Annotated in this window: 7 protein-coding genes; all 7 read left to right on the top strand. The window is 72.2% G+C overall.

The window, feature by feature from the left end:
• Window positions 1-23: 23 nt before the first annotated feature.
• The 7 genes from tssM to AB8810_RS22960 are packed head-to-tail and all read left to right on the top strand — an operon-like array spanning window position 24 to window position 17,897.
• Window positions 24-3,542, top strand: a complete 3,519-nt coding sequence (tssM, locus tag AB8810_RS22990) for a type VI secretion system membrane subunit TssM (RefSeq protein ID WP_369915013.1) — start codon at window positions 24-26, stop codon at window positions 3,540-3,542.
• Window positions 3,539-4,126: a type VI secretion system-associated protein TagF gene (gene tagF, locus AB8810_RS22985; RefSeq protein WP_369915012.1), complete on the top strand. Its 588-nt coding sequence runs from the start codon at window positions 3,539-3,541 to the stop codon at window positions 4,124-4,126. Before tssM ends, tagF begins: the two co-directional genes overlap by 4 nt.
• Entirely contained in the window at window positions 4,126-4,854 is a 729-nt protein-coding gene (locus tag AB8810_RS22980; protein WP_179569886.1) for a PP2C family serine/threonine-protein phosphatase, read from the top strand. The genes tagF and AB8810_RS22980 overlap by 1 nt, the downstream gene beginning before the upstream one ends.
• Window positions 4,855-4,859: 5 nt before the next feature.
• Entirely contained in the window at window positions 4,860-8,504 is a 3,645-nt protein-coding gene (locus tag AB8810_RS22975; RefSeq protein ID WP_369915011.1) for a protein kinase, read from the top strand.
• Window positions 8,501-8,968: a hypothetical protein gene (locus AB8810_RS22970; protein ID WP_179569881.1), complete on the top strand. Its 468-nt coding sequence runs from the start codon at window positions 8,501-8,503 to the stop codon at window positions 8,966-8,968. The genes AB8810_RS22975 and AB8810_RS22970 overlap by 4 nt, the downstream gene beginning before the upstream one ends.
• The gene (locus AB8810_RS22965; protein ID WP_179570539.1) at window positions 8,965-10,662 is read left to right on the top strand and encodes a ShlB/FhaC/HecB family hemolysin secretion/activation protein; all 1,698 of its coding nucleotides are present in this window, start codon (window positions 8,965-8,967) and stop codon (window positions 10,660-10,662) included. Before AB8810_RS22970 ends, AB8810_RS22965 begins: the two co-directional genes overlap by 4 nt.
• Before the next feature lie 11 nt (window positions 10,663-10,673).
• Window positions 10,674-17,897, top strand: a complete 7,224-nt coding sequence (locus AB8810_RS22960; protein ID WP_369915009.1) for a filamentous hemagglutinin N-terminal domain-containing protein — start codon at window positions 10,674-10,676, stop codon at window positions 17,895-17,897.
• Window positions 17,898-17,954: the final 57 nt, after the last annotated feature.

Raw genomic sequence — 17,954 nt, 5'->3', positions numbered from 1 at the left:
GCGCCGTGGGCAAGCTGCTGGGAATGCTGCGATCCGGCTGGGTCGTGACCATGGTCGGGCTGCTGCTGGCGGCGCTGCTGATCTGGCTGATCGGCCCCTACATCGGCATCGCCGGACACCAGCCGCTGGCCGGCGCGGTACCGCGGCTGCTGCTGATCCTGCTGCTGGTCGGCGCGTGGGCCGGCTGGCTGCAGTGGCAGCAGCTGCGTGCGCGCCGGCACAGCCGCCAGCTGGCCACCGAGATGGCCACGCCGTCGGCGCTGGACGCGCTCGGCGACGACCGCCAGGCACGCAGCGCCGACGAGCGCGACCAATTGCAGGCGCGCTTCCACGAGGCGGTGCAGGTCCTGCGCAAGCGCCGCGGCGGCGGCGACCTGTACACGCTGCCGTGGTACGTGGTGATCGGCCCGCCCGGCTCGGGCAAGAGCACCTTGCTGCAGCATTCCGGGCTGCATTTCCCGCTCGCCGCGCGTTTCGGCCAGCAGGCGCTGCGCGGCATCGGCGGCACCCGCAACTGCGACTGGTGGTTCACCGACGAAGCGGTGTTCCTGGATACCGCCGGCCGCTACACCACGCAGGATTCCGACCGCCAGGTCGATGCCGGCGCGTGGATCGATTTCCTGCGCCTGCTGCGCCGCTACCGCCGCCGCCGTCCGCTCAACGGCGTGCTGGTGACGATGAGCATGTCCGACCTGCTGCTGCTCGACGATGCCGAGCGCGACCTGCACGTGCAGGCGATCCGGCGCCGCCTGGACGAACTCAGCGAGCAGCTGAAGATGAGCGTGCCGGTGTACCTGGTGTTCACCAAGTGCGACCTGATCGGCGGCTTCGGCGAGTTCTTCGACGATCTCAATCCCGAGCAGCGCGCGCAGGTGTGGGGCGTGTCGTTCCCGCTGCCGCGCAGCCTCGACGGCAGTGCCGCGCGCGGCTTCGCCGACGAATACGCGCTGCTGCAGGAGCGGCTCAACGCGCGCCTGTTCGAACGCATGCACGTGGAGCGCGACCGCGCCCGGCGCGCGGCGATCCTGTCGTTCCCGCAGCAGTTCGCCGCGCTCGGCGAAGCGGCGCGGCAGTTCGTCGAAGGCGTGTTCGCCGGCACCGCCTACGGCACGCCGCCGCTGCTGCGCGGCGTGTACCTGACCTCGGGCACCCAGGAAGGCACCCCGATCGACCGCATGATGGGCGCGGTGGCGCGCACCTTCGGCCTGGCCGAGGCCAGCGTGCAGGCGCCGGGCGCGCAGCGCCGCACCTTCTTCGTCGAACGCCTGCTCAGCCAGGTGCTGCTGCGCGAATCCGGCCTGGCCGGACGCGCGCCGGCGCTGGAGCGGCGCCGCGCCTGGCTGCAGGTCGCCGGCTACGCCGGTATCGCGCTGCTCGGCGCGCTGCTGCTGGGCGGCCTTGCCGGCAGCTATCTGGGCAATCGCGCCTACCTGCAACAGGTGCGCACGGCGCTGGATGCGCGCCCGCACAGCCCGGATCCGGACAGCGCGGCGACCACGCCGCAGTACTTCGCGCTGGCGCTGCAGCAACTGGAAGGCACCCGCGCGCTGGCGCAGGTCGCGCAGCAGTACCGCGACGGCGCGCCGTGGTCGATGCGGATGGGCCTGTACCAGGGCGATGCGGTCGGCGAGGAACTGCACGATGCCTACCTGCGCCAGCTCAACGGCACCCTGGTGCCGGGCGTGGCGCTGCGCCTGCGCCAGGGCATGGCCGAGAACGCGGGCGCGCCGCAGGCGCTGTACTACTACCTCAAGGGCTACCTGATGCTGGGCCAGCCGCAGCATCTGGACGCGCCGCAGCTGACCGCGCTGAGCGCGATCGAATGGCGCAAGCTGTTTCCCGCCGATACGGTGCTGCAGCAAGCCCTGGCCGGGCATTTCCAGGCGCTGCTCGACGAACCCGGACGGCTGCGCGCGTTGTCGCTGGATCCGGCGCTGCTGGAGCAGGCGCGCAACACGCTGCGTTCGGCCGACCTGGCCACGCTGGTGTACGGCAACCTCAAGCTGTCGCAACCGCAGGCCGGCGCCGAGCCGCTGCAGCTGGACAAGGCGCTGGGCCTGCTCGGCAACGTGTTTCAGCGCAGCAGCGGCACCGCACTGTCCGAACCGTTGCCGGCGCTGTACACGCAACCGGTGTTCGCCGCGTTGGCCGGGCAGGGCATCGGCGAGGCGGTCGAACAGTTCGTGCGCGACGACTGGGTGTTCGGCCCGCGCCGCATCGACGCGCTGGGCAAGGCGCGGCTGGCGCAGCAGGTGCGCGTGCTCTACGAACAGGACTACATCCACTATTGGGACGGACTGCTCGCCGACCTGCAGCTGCAGCCGGCCGCCGATCTGCAGCAGGCCAGCGCGATCGCGGCCAAGCTGGCCGGGCCCAGTTCGCCGCTGCGGCTGCTGCTCGGCGTGGTCCGCGACAACACCCAGCAATTGCTGCGCGCGCCGCCGCCCAAGCCAGGGCAGGACGCGGCGAGCAAGGCCGCGGGCAAGGCCGGCGCGAAACTGGCGGCCAAGCTGCCCGGCGGCAACGCGGCCATGGCCGCGGCGCTGGCCGCCAGCGGCGACGCCGGCGATGCCGGTGCCGCGCCGCCCGGCGAGGCCATCGCCAGCCATTTCGCCGCGCTCAACGCGCTCGCCAGCGGTGCGCCCGGCGCCACGCCGCTGGACCACCTGCTCGGCGTGCTCGACCAGCTCAGCAAGACCCTGCTGACCATGACCGATCCGGCCACCGCCACGCCGCAGCCCAATGCGCAATTGCTGCTGGCGCGGCAGGAAGCGGCGCAACTGCCGCCGCCGCTGTCGGGCTGGCTGCAGGCGTTGACCGGCAGCAGCGCCGCGCTGATGACGCGCGGCGCGCAGACCGCGCTGGACGCGCAGGTGCAGCAGGCGGTGGGCGTGGTCTGCGCCGAATTCGTCAAGGGCCGCTATCCGTTCGATCCGGCCAGCGCGCAGGAGATCCCGCTGCAGAACTTCGGCGAGCTGTTCGGCGTCGGCGGGCGCTTCGACGCGCTGTACCGCGACGCGTTGCAGAAGCTGCTCGACACCAGCGGCCGCGACTGGCGCTGGAAGAGCGGCCCGGATGCGCTGGCCGGCGCGCCGGGCTTGCCGGCGCAGCTGCAGCTGGCCGAGCGCATCAAGCAGAAATACTTCCGCGGCGCGGCGCAGCCGGAGGTCGGCTTCACCGTGCTGGCGCCGATCCTGGATGCCGGCGTGGCGCGGCTGACCGTGGACATCGAAGGCCAGCGCTTCGACTACACCGCCGGCGGCGTGGACAGCATGCCGATGAAATGGCCCGGGCCCACCCCCGGCCACGTCAGCATCGCCGCCTTCGGCGCCGACGGCGCCGCGCTGGGCCGGCTCGACTACCAGGGCGACTGGGCGTTGTTCCGCGCCCTGCAGGCCGGCGACCTGCAGAACCCGTCCGACCTGCGCTTCGTCGCCCATTTCGATGTCGGGGGACATGCGGTGCAACTGCCGCTGCGCGCCGGCAACCTGCGCCATCCCTTCCTCGACGCCGACGTGCGTCGTTTCGCGTGTGGGGGTTGAGGATGCCGCAGGCCATGCAGCCCGGATTCTTCGGCAAGCTGCCGAGCGCCGGCGACTTCGTGCAGCGGCGGCTGCCGCCGGCGTTCGTCGAACCGTGGGACCGGCATTTTTCGCAGCTGATCGCCGGCGCGCGCGACCAGCTCGGCACGCAGTGGGCGCCGGCCTACCGCGGCAGCGGCCTGCATGCGTTCGTGCTCGGCAGCGGCCTGTGCGGCGCGGGGGCCTGGGCCGGCGTGCTGGGGCCGGGCGAGGACCGGGTCGGCCGCTGCTTCCCGCTGGCGATCGCGCTGCCGCTGGCGCAGGCCGCGCCGGACCGCAGTTGGTATGTGCGTGCGGCCACGCTGCTCGGCCAGGCGCTGGCCGACCGCACGCTGGGCGTGGAGGCGTTCGACGCGCAGCTGCAGGCGCTGGCGCCGGATCCGGACGCCACCGCCATTCCCAATGCGCCGCGCGCGTTGGCCGGGCAGGCGTTGTGGTGGAGCGGCGACGGCGTGGTGCAGCACAGCGTCGGCCTGTTGTCCGCGCACGACTACCTGGGCTGGCTGGCGCCGGCCGCGCTCGCGCTGTCGGAGGCCACGCGCTGATGGCCGCGCTGCACTACCGCTCCGCCGGACATACCGAAGTCGGCAAGGTGCGTCGCCACAACGAGGACGCGCTGCTGCTGCGCGACGACGCCGGGCTGTGGGTGGTCGCCGACGGCCTCGGCGGGCATGCCGCCGGCGACTACGCCAGCGGCTTGATCGTCGAGCGCCTAGCGACGCTGCCGCGCGCGGCCGACGTATGCGATTTCATCGAAGCGATCGAAGACGCGCTGGCGCAGATCAACACCGAGTTGCTGCGCTGCGCCGAGCAGCGCCAGGTCGACATGATCGCCTCCACCGTGGTGCTGCTGGTGCACGATCCGGATTTCATGCTGTACGGCTGGGTCGGCGACAGCCGCGGCTACGGCCGCCTCGAGGGGCCGCTGCGCCAGCTCACCCGCGACCACGTGCACGGGGTCAAGGACGACGCCACCCAGTTCGCGCAGGCCGGCGCCAGCGCCGAGCCGGCCGCCAACGCCGGCGTGCTGACCCGCGCGGTCGGCGCGCAGGAACCGCTGTTCGTGGACTGGGTGCTGGCGCCCAGCGCGTCCGGCGCGCAGTTCCTGCTGTGCAGCGACGGCATCAACAAGGAAATCCCCGACCCGGAGCTGGATGCCGAGTGCCGCCTGCATGGCGAGCCGCAGGCGCTGCTGACGCGGTTGTTCGAATTGGCGATGGGCCGGGCGGCGCGCGACAACGTCACCGCCGTCGTCGTCCGCCTGCAGGAGTGAAGGACGTGCATGAAGATACCGCTACCGTCGTCGAGCTGGTCGCCGCGATGCGCACCGGCGAGCTGGACCTGAAGGCCGTGCTCGACGCATTGGCCAAACGCAGCGCCGTGCCCGAAGCCGATTACCGGGCCGGGGTGGAAACGCTGTGGCAGCTGCGCCAGCAGCACCTGCTCGACGACGCCACCGTGACCACGCTGGTGACCCGCCTCGACGCCTTGCGCGCGGACGGCGGCAGCGCGCCCGTGGCCGCGCCGATCGACGACGACGCCACCGTGGTGATGCCGCGCCGTGCCGCGCCGCTGCCATCGGCCGTCGAGGACGATGCCACCCGCGTGCAACCGGCGATGCCGCTGCCGCAGGCCGGCGCCGACAGCACCGGCGCCACCGGCACCGGCGGGGCGACCGGCACCGCGGGCACCGCCAGCCTGGCCAGCTGGCAGCGCCTGGCCGATGCCGCCGGCGGCGACTACGCCACGGTCGGCACGCTGCTGAAGGGCCGCTTCTACCTGGAGCGCGAACTCGGCCGCGGCGGCATGGGCGTGGTCTACCTGGCGCGCGACGAACGCAAGGTCGAGGCGCGCGACCGCGACCCGTGGCTGGCGGTTAAGGTGCTCAGCGACGAGTTCCGCCGCCATCCCGATTCGTTGATCGCGCTGCAGCGCGAGGCGCGGCGCTCGCAGAAGCTGGCCCACGACAACATCGTGCGCGTCTACGACTTCGACAAGGACCGCACCCTGGTCTTCATGACCATGGAGTACATCGACGGCTGCGACCTGAAGACGCTGATCCGCGAACAGGCCTACAACGGCATGCCGCTGGCGCGCGCGCGGCCGCTGATCGAAGGCATGGCCCGGGCCCTGGCGCGGGCGCATGCCGCCGGCGTGGTGCATTCGGATTTCAAGCCGGGCAACGTGATGGTCACCCGCGACGGCGTGGCCAAGGTGTTCGACTTCGGCATCGCCCGCGCCGGCAAGCACGCCGCCGACGTGGCCGGCGAGCAGACCGTGTTCGACGCGGCCACGCTCGGCGCGCTGACCCCCGCCTACGCCAGCCTGGAGATGATCCGCGGCCAGGAACCCACGCCGGCCGACGACATCTACGCGCTGGGCTGCGTGTGCTTCGAACTGCTCACCGGCAAGCATCCGTTCGACAAGCTCAGCGCCGAAGTGGCCTTGCGCGACAAGCGCGTGCCGCCGCCGGTGCCGGGCCTGACCAGACGCCAGTACCAGACCCTGTGCGCGGCAGTGGCGTTTCCCGCCGCGCAGCGCCTGAGCAAGGTGGAGGCGCTGCTGGACGGCCTGCGCGAGGTGCCGCTGCGCGAGCGCGCGCTGCCGCTGCTCGGCTACGGCACCGCGGCGCTGGTGCTGGTCGGGGCCGGCGGCTGGGGCGCCTCGCGCTATCTGCACCAGCGCCATCTGGAGCAGGTCACCGCGCGCTTCGGCGCGGCCGATCCGCAGCGCTACGTCGACGAGACCCAGGCGATGCAGGCGCTGGCCAGCCTCGACGACGACGACCGCCGGCGCCTGCTGGTGGACCGCGGCGACCTGATCCAGGATTTCCTGCTGCGCCGGCTGGATGCGCTGTGGAACCCGGCCAGCGGGCGCTACGACTATCGCGGCGCGCTGCAGGTGTTCGCGTTGCGCGACCGGCTGCGGCTGTATTCGCCGGCGCTGGACGCGCGCCGCGAGAGCATGGAGCGCGAGAAGAACGAACGCCTCAACGCGCTGGATACCGCGCTCAACGCGCAGATCGCCGCCGGCGCCATCTTCCGCGACCGCGCCGACAACGCACTGGCCACGCTGGACCAGGTGCGGCGCATCGATCCGAACAGCGCCCTGCTGCGCCACCCGGAACTGGAGTTGCGCCTGGACGCGGCGATCCAGCAGTCGGCCGACACGCAGCAGTGGGCGCAGGCGCGCACCCGCCTGCAACAGGCGCGTGCGGCGCTGCCCGATTCGCTGCGCCTGCAGTTGCGCGGCGCGCAGCTGGAACTGGCGCAGCACCATGCCAGCCAGCCGGCGGCAGCGGCGTTGCACGATCCGGCGCAGGCGCGCAAGGCGCTGGCTGGGCTGCTGGCCGAGCCTTCCGCCGACCCGGACTGGCAGGACAACGTGGAAGCGGCGTTGGCGGTGCTGCCGGCGGCCGAGCGGGATGCGCAGGACGCGGCGCTGGCGGCGGCGATCGCTGCGGCGGTCGCGCCGCAGAGCGATCCGCTGCAGTTGCCGGGCGCGCAGGCCCTGGTCGATTTCGGCCTGACCCAGGCGCCGCAGGCGCCGCAGCTGCTGGCCCAGCGCGCGCGCCTGCAGACCCTGCAGCAACAGTTGCAGACCATGCTGGCGCGCGAGAGCGCCGAGGCCGAAGTGACCTCGCGGATCGAATCGATGCGCCGCGCCGCGGCCGCCAACGATCTGGACAAGGCGCGCCAGGCGCTGGCGCGCATCGGCGCGCTGCAGCCGCAACATCCGTTCCTGCAGAAGGAAGCGCCGCAGCTGCTCGCCGGGGTCTATCTCGGCAACGCCGCCGGCGCGTTCCGCCAGGGCCGTTATCGCCAGGCCGCCGACGTGCTCGGCCAGGGCGTCGCCGCACTCGGCGACCGCGCCGAACTGCGTGCCGCGCAGGCCCGCTACGACGTCGTCGCGGCGGTGATGGACGCTGCGACGCCGTCCCTGCCCGCTGCCGAACGGCAGCGCCTGGGCCAGCGCCTGGAGGCGCTGTACCGCCGCGATGCGCAGGCGATGGCGCAGTTGGAAGCCGACCTGAAGGCGCGCGGGCAGCTGCCCGAAGGCACGCTCGGCGCGCGCCTGCAGCGCCAGGCCGGCAGCGATGCGCCGAGTTCCGATGCAGTGGTGCCGACGGCGGCCGCGGCGACCGAGCCCGTCGCCAAGGACGCCACGCGCAAGCCGGCGACCGGCAAGCCCGCCGCCAAGCCGGCGACCGCGCCTGCGGCCAGCGCACGCGCGCCCGCCGCCGGCGCGGCGAGCGACGAGGACCCGTTGCCGCCGGTGCCCACCGGCCCCGATCCTTGCGCCGCCGCCGCCGCCGCACCCGGACGCGGCAGGGCCTGCTTCGATGCGCTCGGCGCGCAGCGCGGGCCGATGCTGGTGGTGGTGCCCGGCCTGGCCGGCGGCAAGCCCTACGCGCTGTCGCGCGCGGAAGTGGCGGTGGCCGATTTCAACCTGTTCTGCCAGGCCACCGGCAAGTGCACCGCGCAACCGGCCGGGGACCTGGAACTGGCGCGTGCGCCGGTGCGCAACATCAGCCTGACCCAGGCCCGTGCCTACCTGCGCTGGCTGACCATCGCCAGCGGCGGCTGGCGCTATCGCCTGCCCACCGATGCCGAATGGCAGCACGCCGCGCAGGCCGGCAGCGATTGGCGCCAAGCCGAGGACAGCAATTGCGTGCCGCCCACCGCCAGCGCCGGCGACGCCAGCCGCGCACCGTTGCCGCCGCGCGGCCGCGAACCCAATCCGTGGGGGCTGGTCAATGTCACCGGCAACGTCTGGGAATGGGTGTCCAGCGGCGCCGGAGTGCAGGCGCGCGGCGGCAGTTTCGCCAGCTATTGGGCCGATTGCACGGTGCAGGCGCGGCGCGCCGACAACGGCTCGGCGCAGCCGGACGTGGGCCTGCGCGTGCTGCGGGAGCTGCCATGAACGAGGCCCAGCAACTGGCCAACGCGCACTTGCAGGCCCTGGCCGAGGCCTACCAGCACGGCCGCATCGGCCGCGACGAATACCGCGCGCGCCGGCGCAACGTGCTGGCCTCCGTGCGCGGCGCCGGGCAGGGGGTGACCCATCGCAATGCGCTGCGGCCGACCGTCGTCGTCGCCGCGCCGGACGCCACGCGCGCCGCGCACGAGCCGCTGCGGGCGCTGTTCGCCGACGCGCCGGCACGCCGCCGCCGGCGCTGGCTCGTCGTGTTTATTTTCGTGACGCTGCTCGCATTTCTGCTGCTATTCTTCGCTGGTGCCGTGCCCGCATTCGCAGGGCAGGCGCAAGCGGCGGCCGCTCCCGATCCGCGCGCGCATCGCCTCGTCGATGCCGCAAGGCCCGGGACGCAGTGGGGCGAGGCCGGCGCACGACAGGGAATCGTTCCAGGGGAAATCGCATGCGTATGACGTGTCTGGCCGCGGCCGTGTCCGCGTGGCTCGCTGCCGTTCCGGCGTGGGCGCAGTTGCCGCCTGCCGCCGCCGATACCGGCATGGCGGCCAGCGGCGCCAGCGCCACGCTGCCGCCGCTGAAGGATCGCGAGGACAACGCGGTGACCTTGCAGGTCCGCGGCTTCCGCGTGCGCGACGTCGGCGAACACGCCAAGGCCGGCATCACCCCGGCCAGCGTGCAGGCGCTGGCCGATGCGCAATTCCAGGCACTGGCGCAGGGCCAGCCGGTGGTGGCGCTGCGTTTCGAACAACTGCAGGCGGTGGCCGACGCCATCACCCGCGCCTACCGTCTGTCCGGCTTCATCGTCAGCACCGCCTACCTGCCGGCGCAGACCCCGGGGCCGGAACAGATCGTCGAGATCCGCGTGCTCGAAGGCCGCGTCGGCCAGGTCGAGGTCAAGGGTGCGTCGCGCTACCGCGCCAGCACCCTGGCCGCGCCGCTGCAGGCATTGCAGGGGCGGGCACTGCGCAAGCAGGACGTGGACAGTGCGTTGCTGTACGTGCGCGACCTGCCCGGCGTGTCGGTGTCCTCGGTGCTGCAGCCGGGCCAGCACGAAGGCGAGACCGACGTGCTGCTGGTCGCCAGCGAAGCGCCGCGCCCGTATGCGATCAGCCTGGGCGGCAACAACTACGGCACCGAGTTGACCGGCCGCTACCGCGCCCAGCTCGGCCTGGCCTGGAACAGCCCGCTCGGCCTGGGCGATGTGCTTTCCGCCAACTACGCCTATTCGCTGGATCCGCGGCAGAGCCGGATCGGCGCGCTGTCCTATGCGCTGCCGGTGCCGGCGGTGCCCGGGTTCGGCGCGGTGATCGGCGCCAGCCGCAGCGAACTGGAAGTGCGCAACGGCGTGTTCGCCACGCTCGGCCTGCAGGGTCCGACCTCGGTGGTCTACCTCGGCAGCGACTGGAAGTTCGTCAATCGCGAGAACCTGCAATGGCAGGCCTCGGCACGCTACCTGCGCGAGCAGTCGCGGCTCAGCGCCGCCGGCATCCAGCTGTCCGACCAGAAGTTCGACGTGGTCGAACTGAGCAGCGCGCTGCGCCGCACCGACCTGCGCTGGCGCGGCATCGACCTGCTGCAGCTTAGCCTGCGCCAGTCGCTGAAGGACCGCTCGGCGACGCCGGACCTGGTCAGCCCGGAACACGACAGCCACTTCAGCATCGCGCGGCTGAGCTATACGCGCATGCAGTACCTCAGCCGCACCCAGCGCCTGTACCTCAAGCTCAACGGCCAGTACAGCGACGACGCACTGACCCCGATGGAGCAGTTCGCGGTCGGCGGGCCGGACAGCGTGCGCGCCTACCCGGTGTCCGACGCGCTCGGCGACCGCGGCTACTACGCCGCGCTGGAGTACCACGTCGATGCGCCCGGCTTCGCCGACGCCGCCTCGCCGTTCAACGGCCGGCCGTGGCGCGAGGTGCTGGAGCTGGACGTGTTCGCCGACCACGCGCAGGTCTATCCGGCCGGCGGCAACCGCGCGACCACCGCGGCGGTGACCACGTTCGACGGCGTCGGTGCCGGCGTCACCGTGCGCGTGCCGCAATGGAAGAGCTTCGAGCTGCGGCTCAGCGCCGCCAAGCCGACCGGCGGGCGCGATGCGTCCGACGGACGCGACGTCCGTTTCTATTCGCGTTTCGGTTTCACCTTTTGAGGAATCCGCTCATGTCCGCCATCGCCCAGACTTCGATCGCCCCCCATGCCGTACGCCGCTGCGCGTTGCGCCATTCGCCGCTCGCGCTGGCCCTGGCGGTCGCGCTCGGCGCGGCGCCGGGCATTGCGGCGGCGCAGGTGGCGAGCACCCAGCTGCCGACCGGCGGCAGCATCGCCGGCGGCACCGGCACCATCAATGCGGCCAGCGGCGCGACCCTGACCATCGACCAGACCTCCAGCCGGATGGCGTTGAACTGGTCCACCTTCGACATCGGCTCGGCGGCGACGGTGACGTTCAACCAGCCGTCCACCAGCGCCGCGGTGCTGAACCTGGTGCAGGGCGGCAATCCCACGCAGATCTTCGGGAATCTCAACTCCAACGGCCAGGTGTTCCTGATCAACCCCAACGGGATCATCTTCGGCAGCACCGCGCAGTTCAACGTCGGCGGGCTGGTGGCCAGCACCCTGGGCACCACCGCCTCCGACTTCATGAGCGGCAACGACACGCTCGACGCCGGCGGCAACACGGTCGCGCTGATGTCCAACAGCGGCACCATCAACGCCGCCGCCGGCGCGGTCGACCTGATCGGCGGCAAGGTGGTCAACAGCGGCACCATCACCGCCAGCGCCGGCAACATCAACCTGGTCGGCGCCGACAAGGTCACCCTGACCTTCGAAAGCGGCGGCTTCGGCGTCGTCGTCGACAAGGCGCTGCAACTGCAACTGGACACGCTGGCGGTGGACAACAGCGGCAGCCTCAGTGCGCCCGGCGGCATCATCACCCTGCAGGCGCGCGCCGCGCAGGGCCTGTTCGACCAGTTGATCAACAACAGCGGCACCATCACCGCCGCCGCCCTCAGCAGCGGCAGCGACGGCAGCGTGTCGCTGGTCGCCAACGGCGCCGGCCAGACCGGCATCGGCGGCAGCGGCAGCATCGACGTGGGCAGCGGCGCGATCAGCATCAGCACCGAGCGCAGCGTGCAGCAGAGCGGCACCTACACCGCCGGCACCCTGAGCGGCAGCATCGGCGGCAACGCCAGCTTCAGCGGCAGCAACCGCATTGCCGCACTCGGCACGCTGGACGTGAGCGGCAACCTGAGCCTGTCCAATGCCATCGACCTGACGCAGTCCGGTGCGTTGACGGTGGGCGGCAGCAGCAGCTTCTCGCTGGGCAGCCATGCGCTGACGCTGGACAACGCCGGCAACGACTTCGGGCAGGCGGTCGGCCTGAGCAGCGGCACCACCACGATCGTCGACAGCGGCGCGCTGACCCTGGGCACGCTGGCCACCGGCAATCTCACGGCGACCAGCAGCGGCGCACTCAATCTCGGCAGCGGCACGGTGAGCGGCACGCTGGCCGCGACCAGCAACGGCGGCGCAATCACACAGTCCGCGAGCAATGCGCTGACCGTCACCGGCACCAGCAATCTCAACGCCGGTACCGGCTCGATCACTCTGCAGCGCGCCGCTAACGATTTCGGCGGCGCGGTGTCGCTGACCGGCAGCGGTATCGCCCTAACCGACGCCAACAACCTGACCATCGCCGCGTTGACCCTGGGCAGCGACAGCGCGCTGTCGCTGTCCGCGGCCGGTACGCTGACCTTGCCGGGCAGCGCGATCGCCACCGGCAGCGCCAACCTGAGCCTGCACAGCGGCAACGTCCTGGCCACCGCCGCGGCGCTGTCAGGCAGCAACGTGAGCCTGAGCGGCGACGCCGGCATCGCCCTGGCGCACGACGTCACCGCGACCGGCACGCTGGCGCTGAGCGCCGTCAACAGCGCGATCGTGCAGAGCGCTGGCGCAGTGACGGTGACCGGCACCAGCAGCGTCAACGCCGGCAGCGGCACGATCGCCTTAAGTGGCGCCGGCAACCACTTCGGCCAGGCGGTCAGCCTGACCGGCGGCACCACCGCGATCACCGACAGCGGCGCGCTCACCCTCGGCACGCTGGCGACCGGCAACCTGACCGCGACCGGCACCGGCGCGCTCAACCTGGGCCGCGGCACGGTGACCGGCGCGTTGTCGGCGACCAGCAACGGCGGTGCGATCACCCAGTCCACCAGCAACCCGCTCACCGTCACCGGCACCAGCACCCTCAATGCCGGCACCGGCGCCATCACCCTGACCACCAGCGGCAACGATTTCGGTCAGGCGGTCAGCCTGACCGGCGGCATCACCCAGATCACCGACAGCAATGCGCTGACCCTGGGCACGCTGGCCACCGGCAACCTCACCGCGACCAGCAGCGGCGCCTTGAACCTGGGCGGCGGCAGCGTGACCGGCACGCTGGATGCGACCAGCAACGGCGGGGCGATCGGTCAAAGCAATGCGCTGACCGTCACCGGCCTGGCCGAGATCGACGCCGGCACCGGCGCGATCGCGCTGGGTAACGCCGGCAACGATTTTCAGGCGGCGGTGACGCTGACCGGCGGCACCACGGCGATCACCGACGGCGGCGCATTGACCCTCGGCGCCCTGACCACCGGCAATCTCACCGCGACCAGCACTGGCGCGCTGAACCTGGGCCACGGCACGGTGACCGGCACCTTGGCTGCGACCAGCAACGGCGGCGCGATCACCCAGTCCGCGAGCAATCCGCTGACCGTCACCGGCACCAGCACCCTCAATGCCGGTAGCGGCGCGATCACGCTGGACGACGTCGCCAACGACTTCGTCGGCGCCGTGTCGCTGACCGGCAGCGGCATCCGCCTGGCCGACGGCAACGACCTCACCGTGTCCGCGCTGACCCTGGGCAACAACAGCGCGCTGTCCCTGTCTGCGGCCGGCACGCTGACGTTGCCGAGCAGCGCGATCGCCACCGGCAGTGCCAACCTGAGCCTGCACAGCGGCAACGCGCTGGTCACGGCCGCAGCGCTGTCCGGCAGCAACGTCAGCCTGAGCGGCGACGACGGCATCACCCTGGCGCACGACGTCACCGCCACCGGCACGCTGGCGCTGACCACCGTCGACAGCGCGATCGCCCAGAGCGCCGGCGCAATCACCGCCTCCGCCACCAGCAGCGTCAATGCGGGCAGCGGCGCGATCACGTTGACCGGCGCGGGCAACCACTTCGGGCAGGCGGTCAGCCTGACCGGCGGCGCCACGGCGATCACCGACAGCGGTGCACTGACCCTGGGCACGTTGAGCACCGGCAACCTCGCTGCGACCAGCAACGGCGCTTTGAATCTGGGTAGCGGTACGGTGACGGGCACCTTGGCCGCGACCAGCAATGGCGGCGCGATCGTTCAATCCACCAGCAACCCATTGACGGTCACCGGCACCAGCAATCTCAATGCCGGTAGCGGCGCGATCACCCTGACCACCAGCGGCAACGACTTCGGCCAGACGATCAGCCTCACCGGCGGCACCACCCAGATCACCGACAGCAATGCGCTGACCCTGGGCACGCTGGCGACCGGCGATCTCACCGTCACCAGCAGCGGCGCCTTGAATCTGGGCAGCGGCAGCGTGACCGGCACCCTGGCCGCGACCAGCAACGGCAATGCGATCACCCAATCCACCACCAACGCACTCGGCGTCACGGGCACCAGCAATCTCAACGCCGGCGCCGGATCGATCACCCTGACCACCAACGGCAACGACTTCGGCCAGGCGATCAGCCTCACCGGTGGCCTCACCCAGATCACCGACAGCAACGCGCTGACGCTCGGCACGCTGGCCACCGGCAACCTCACCGCGATCAGCAGCGGCGCACTGGACCTGGGCAGCGGCACGGTCAACGGCGCGCTGACTGCGATCAGCAACGGCGGCGCGATCACCCAGTCCACCACCAACGCACTCGGCGTCACCGGCACCAGCAACGTCAATGCCGGCAGCGGCGCCATCACCCTGACCACCAGCGGCAACGATTTCGGCCAGGCGGTCAGCCTCACCGGCGGCACCACCCAGATCGGCGACAGCAATGCGCTGACGCTCGGCACGCTGACCACCGGCAACCTCACCGCGACCAGCGCCGGTGCCTTGAACCTGGGCAGCGGCACGGTGACCGGCACCCTCGCCGCGACCAGCAATGGCGGTGCGATCACCCAGTCCACCACCAATGCACTGGTCGTCACCGGTGCCGGCACCCTCAACGCCGGCGCCGGATCGATCACGCTGACCACCAGCGGCAACGACTTCGGCCAGGCGGTCAGCTTGACCGGCGGCAGCGTCGCGATCACCGACAGCAACGCGCTGACGCTCGGCAGTTTGACCACCGGCAACCTCGTCGCGACCAGCAACGGCGCGCTGAACCTGGGCAGCGGCACGGTCAATGGCGCATTGACCGCGACCAGCAACGGTGGCGCGATCACCCAGTCCACCACCAACGCACTGGTCGTCACCGGCAGCAGCAACCTCGACGCCGGTAGCGGATCGATCACGCTGGCCACTGCCGGCAACGACTTCGGCCAGGCGGTCAGCTTGACCGGCGGCAGCACCGCGATCACCGACAGCAACGCCCTGACCCTGGGCACGCTGACCACCGGCAACCTCACCGCGACCAGCAGCGGTGCGCTGAATCTGGGCAGCGGCACGATCAACGGCGCGCTGACCGCGATCAGCAACGGCGGCGCCATCACCCAATCCGCCAGCAGCCCGCTCACGGTCGCCGGCACCAGCACGCTCGACGCCGGCAGCGGATCGATCGTGCTCGCCAACGCCGGCAACGACTTCGTCGGCGCGGTCGATCTCAGCGGCAGCGGCATCCAACTCGCCGACCGCAACGACCTGAGCATCGCCGCCGTCCACAACGGCAACAACGCCGCGCTGTCGCTGCTCGCCGACGGTTCGCTCGACCTGCCGGGCGGCGCGATCGACACCGGCAGCGGCGATCTAAGCCTGATCGCCCGCCACGGCACCCTGCATCTGGGCGGCGCGCTGAGCGGCCACAACCTGACCCTCAGCGGTGGCAGCGGCCTGAGCCTGGCCGACGACGTCGCCGCGACCGGCACTCTGCTGCTGAGCACGGACAACGCGGCCATCGTGCAGTCGGGCGGTGCGCTGACCGTCGGCGGCAGCAGCACCCTGTCCACCGGCAGCGGCGGCATCGCCCTGACCGGCAGCGGCAACCATTTCGCCGGCACCGTGGACATCGCCGGCGGCGCGGTGCAGCTGCACGACAGCGGCGCGCTGACCCTGGGCACGCTGTCGGTCGACAGCCTGGCGGTGAGCAGCGGCGGCGCGCTGAGCCTGGGCAGCGGCAGCGTGCGCGGCGCCCTGCAGGCCGACAGCGGCAACGCCGCGATCGGTCAGAGCGGTGCGCTCGATGTCGGCGGCGCTACCAGCCTGATGGCCGGCAGCGGCGCGATCACGCTGGACCAGGCCAACCGCTTCGCCGGCATCCTGGCGTTCGACGGCGGCGCGGTGCGCATCGACGCGCTCGGCGCGTTGACCCTGGGCGCCTCGAATGCCAGCGCGTTGCAGCTCACCAGCAGCGGCGCCCTGAGCCAGGGCGGCGCCTTGCGCGTGACCGGCGATACCGCGATCGCCACCGGCAGCGGCGCCATCGCGCTCGACAACGCCGGCAACGACTTCCAGGGCCTGCTAGCGCTCAGCGGCGGCACCGCGCGCATCCGCGACGCCAACGCGCTGTCCCTGGGCACGCTGTCGCTGGGGTCGCTGGACGTGGCCAGCCACGGCGCGCTCAACCTGGGCGAAGGCAGCATCGCCGGCGACCTGGTCGCCGCCAGCGGCGGCGGCGCGGTGAGCCAGCGCGGCGCGCTGCAGGTGGGCGGCAGCACCACGATCGACAGCGGCGGCGGCGCGATCGCGTTGGACACGGCCGGCAACGACTTCCAGGGCGAAGTGAACCTCGCCGGCGGCGCCGTCACCCTGCGCGACCGCAACGCACTGGCGCTGGGCAGCGTGGCGGTCGCCGCGCTGAACGTGACCAGCGGCGGCGCCTTGTCGCTGGGCCAGGGCCGCATCGGCGGCGATCTGGTCGCACGCAGCGATGCTGGCGGCGGCACCACCTCCAGCATCGTCACCGCCAGCGTCGCCACGCCGGCGGCGAGCGGCGGCGGCATCGGCCAGCGCGGCGCGCTGACCGTCGCCGGCGCCACGACCCTGGATGCCGGCAGCGGCGCGATCGCGCTGACCGATACCGGCAACGATTTCCAGGGCACAGTGCAGGCCAGCGGCGGCGACATCGCCATCGCCGATCGCAACGATTTGACGGTGGCGGCGCAGGCCAGCGGCAGCCTGGCGCTGAGCGCGGCCGGCGCGCTGCGCACGGCCGGCGCGTTGCGCGGCAGCAGCATCGGCTTGAGCGCCGGTGGCGACCTGGGCCTGGGCCACGACGTGAGCAGCGGCGGCAGCCTGCAATTGCACAGCGGCGGCGCGATCGCGCAGACCGCCGGCACGCTCAGTGCCGCGTCGCTGAGCGGCAGTTCCGGCGGCGCCACCAGCCTGACCGGCGCCAACGCCATCGCCGCGCTCGGCGCCTTCGACGCGACGCAGCTGAGCTTGCGCACGCTGGGCGACCTGAGCGTGACCGGTCCGGTCGCGGTCGCCGGTGCGCTGCGCCTGGATGCGGGCGGCGATCTGGCGATCGGCAGCGCGCTCAGCGGCCAGAGCGTCTGGCTGCAGGCCGGCGGCGACCTGAGCGAAACCGGTAGCGGCCGCATCAGCGCCGACACGCTGAGCGGCAGCGTCGGCGGCAGCACCCGGCTGGGCGCCGCCGGTGCGGCGATCGACAACCGCATCGGCACCCTGGGCGATTTTTCCTCGCCCGGTGGCTTCAGCCTGACCAATGGCCAGAGCCTGACCCTGTCCGCGCTCAACGGCAGCGCCTACACCGTCAATGCCGGCACCTCGGCGCTGTACCTGGCGGTGCTCGGCGACCTGCTGCAGGCCGACACCACCTGGCTGTACGACGGCGCCGGCACCTTCTCGGCCAGCGGCCGCATCGGCACCGCCGCCAATCCGATCTACGTGCTGGGCGTGCGCAACCAGACCGTGGCGGCGATCGGCCTGCCGCCGGCGTACTTCTACGCGCTCGCCGCCGACGGCAGCCTGCTCGGCGTGGTTGGCGAGTCGGGCATCAACGTACCGACCTCGGCGTTCGCCAGCCGCGCGCAGAGTTCCAGCAACCGCACCATCGCCTACGTGGACCTGAGCGCGGCCAACGCCAACTACCGTGCGTTCGGCCTGGTCAAGCCGGGCCTGCGCCTGCCGGCCGACCAGCAGCCGGCCTGCGACGCCGACGATCCGGATGCGCAATGCACGCAGGAATGAGCGCACCGCGCCGCCGTCCCGTTTCCCTGCCGGCGTGCGCCCTCGCCACGCCGGCCG

It is taken from the genome of Xanthomonas sp. NCPPB 3005 (assembly GCF_041228095.2).
Lineage (GTDB): Bacteria > Pseudomonadota > Gammaproteobacteria > Xanthomonadales > Xanthomonadaceae > Xanthomonas_A > Xanthomonas_A bonasiae.
This window is presented reverse-complemented; position numbering and strand designations above follow the sequence as displayed.

Bases quoted from the DNA above. Each gene is read 5' to 3' on its own strand.
- tssM (WP_369915013.1), top strand. From the start codon at position 24: ATGCTGCGATCCGGCTGGGTCGTGACCATGGTCGGGCTGCTGCTGGCG.
- AB8810_RS22980 (WP_179569886.1), top strand. From the start codon at position 4,126: ATGGCCGCGCTGCACTACCGCTCCGCCGGACATACCGAAGTCGGCAAG.
- AB8810_RS22970 (WP_179569881.1), top strand. From the start codon at position 8,501: ATGAACGAGGCCCAGCAACTGGCCAACGCGCACTTGCAGGCCCTGGCC.
- AB8810_RS22965 (WP_179570539.1), top strand. From the start codon at position 8,965: ATGACGTGTCTGGCCGCGGCCGTGTCCGCGTGGCTCGCTGCCGTTCCG.
- AB8810_RS22960 (WP_369915009.1), top strand. From the start codon at position 10,674: ATGTCCGCCATCGCCCAGACTTCGATCGCCCCCCATGCCGTACGCCGC.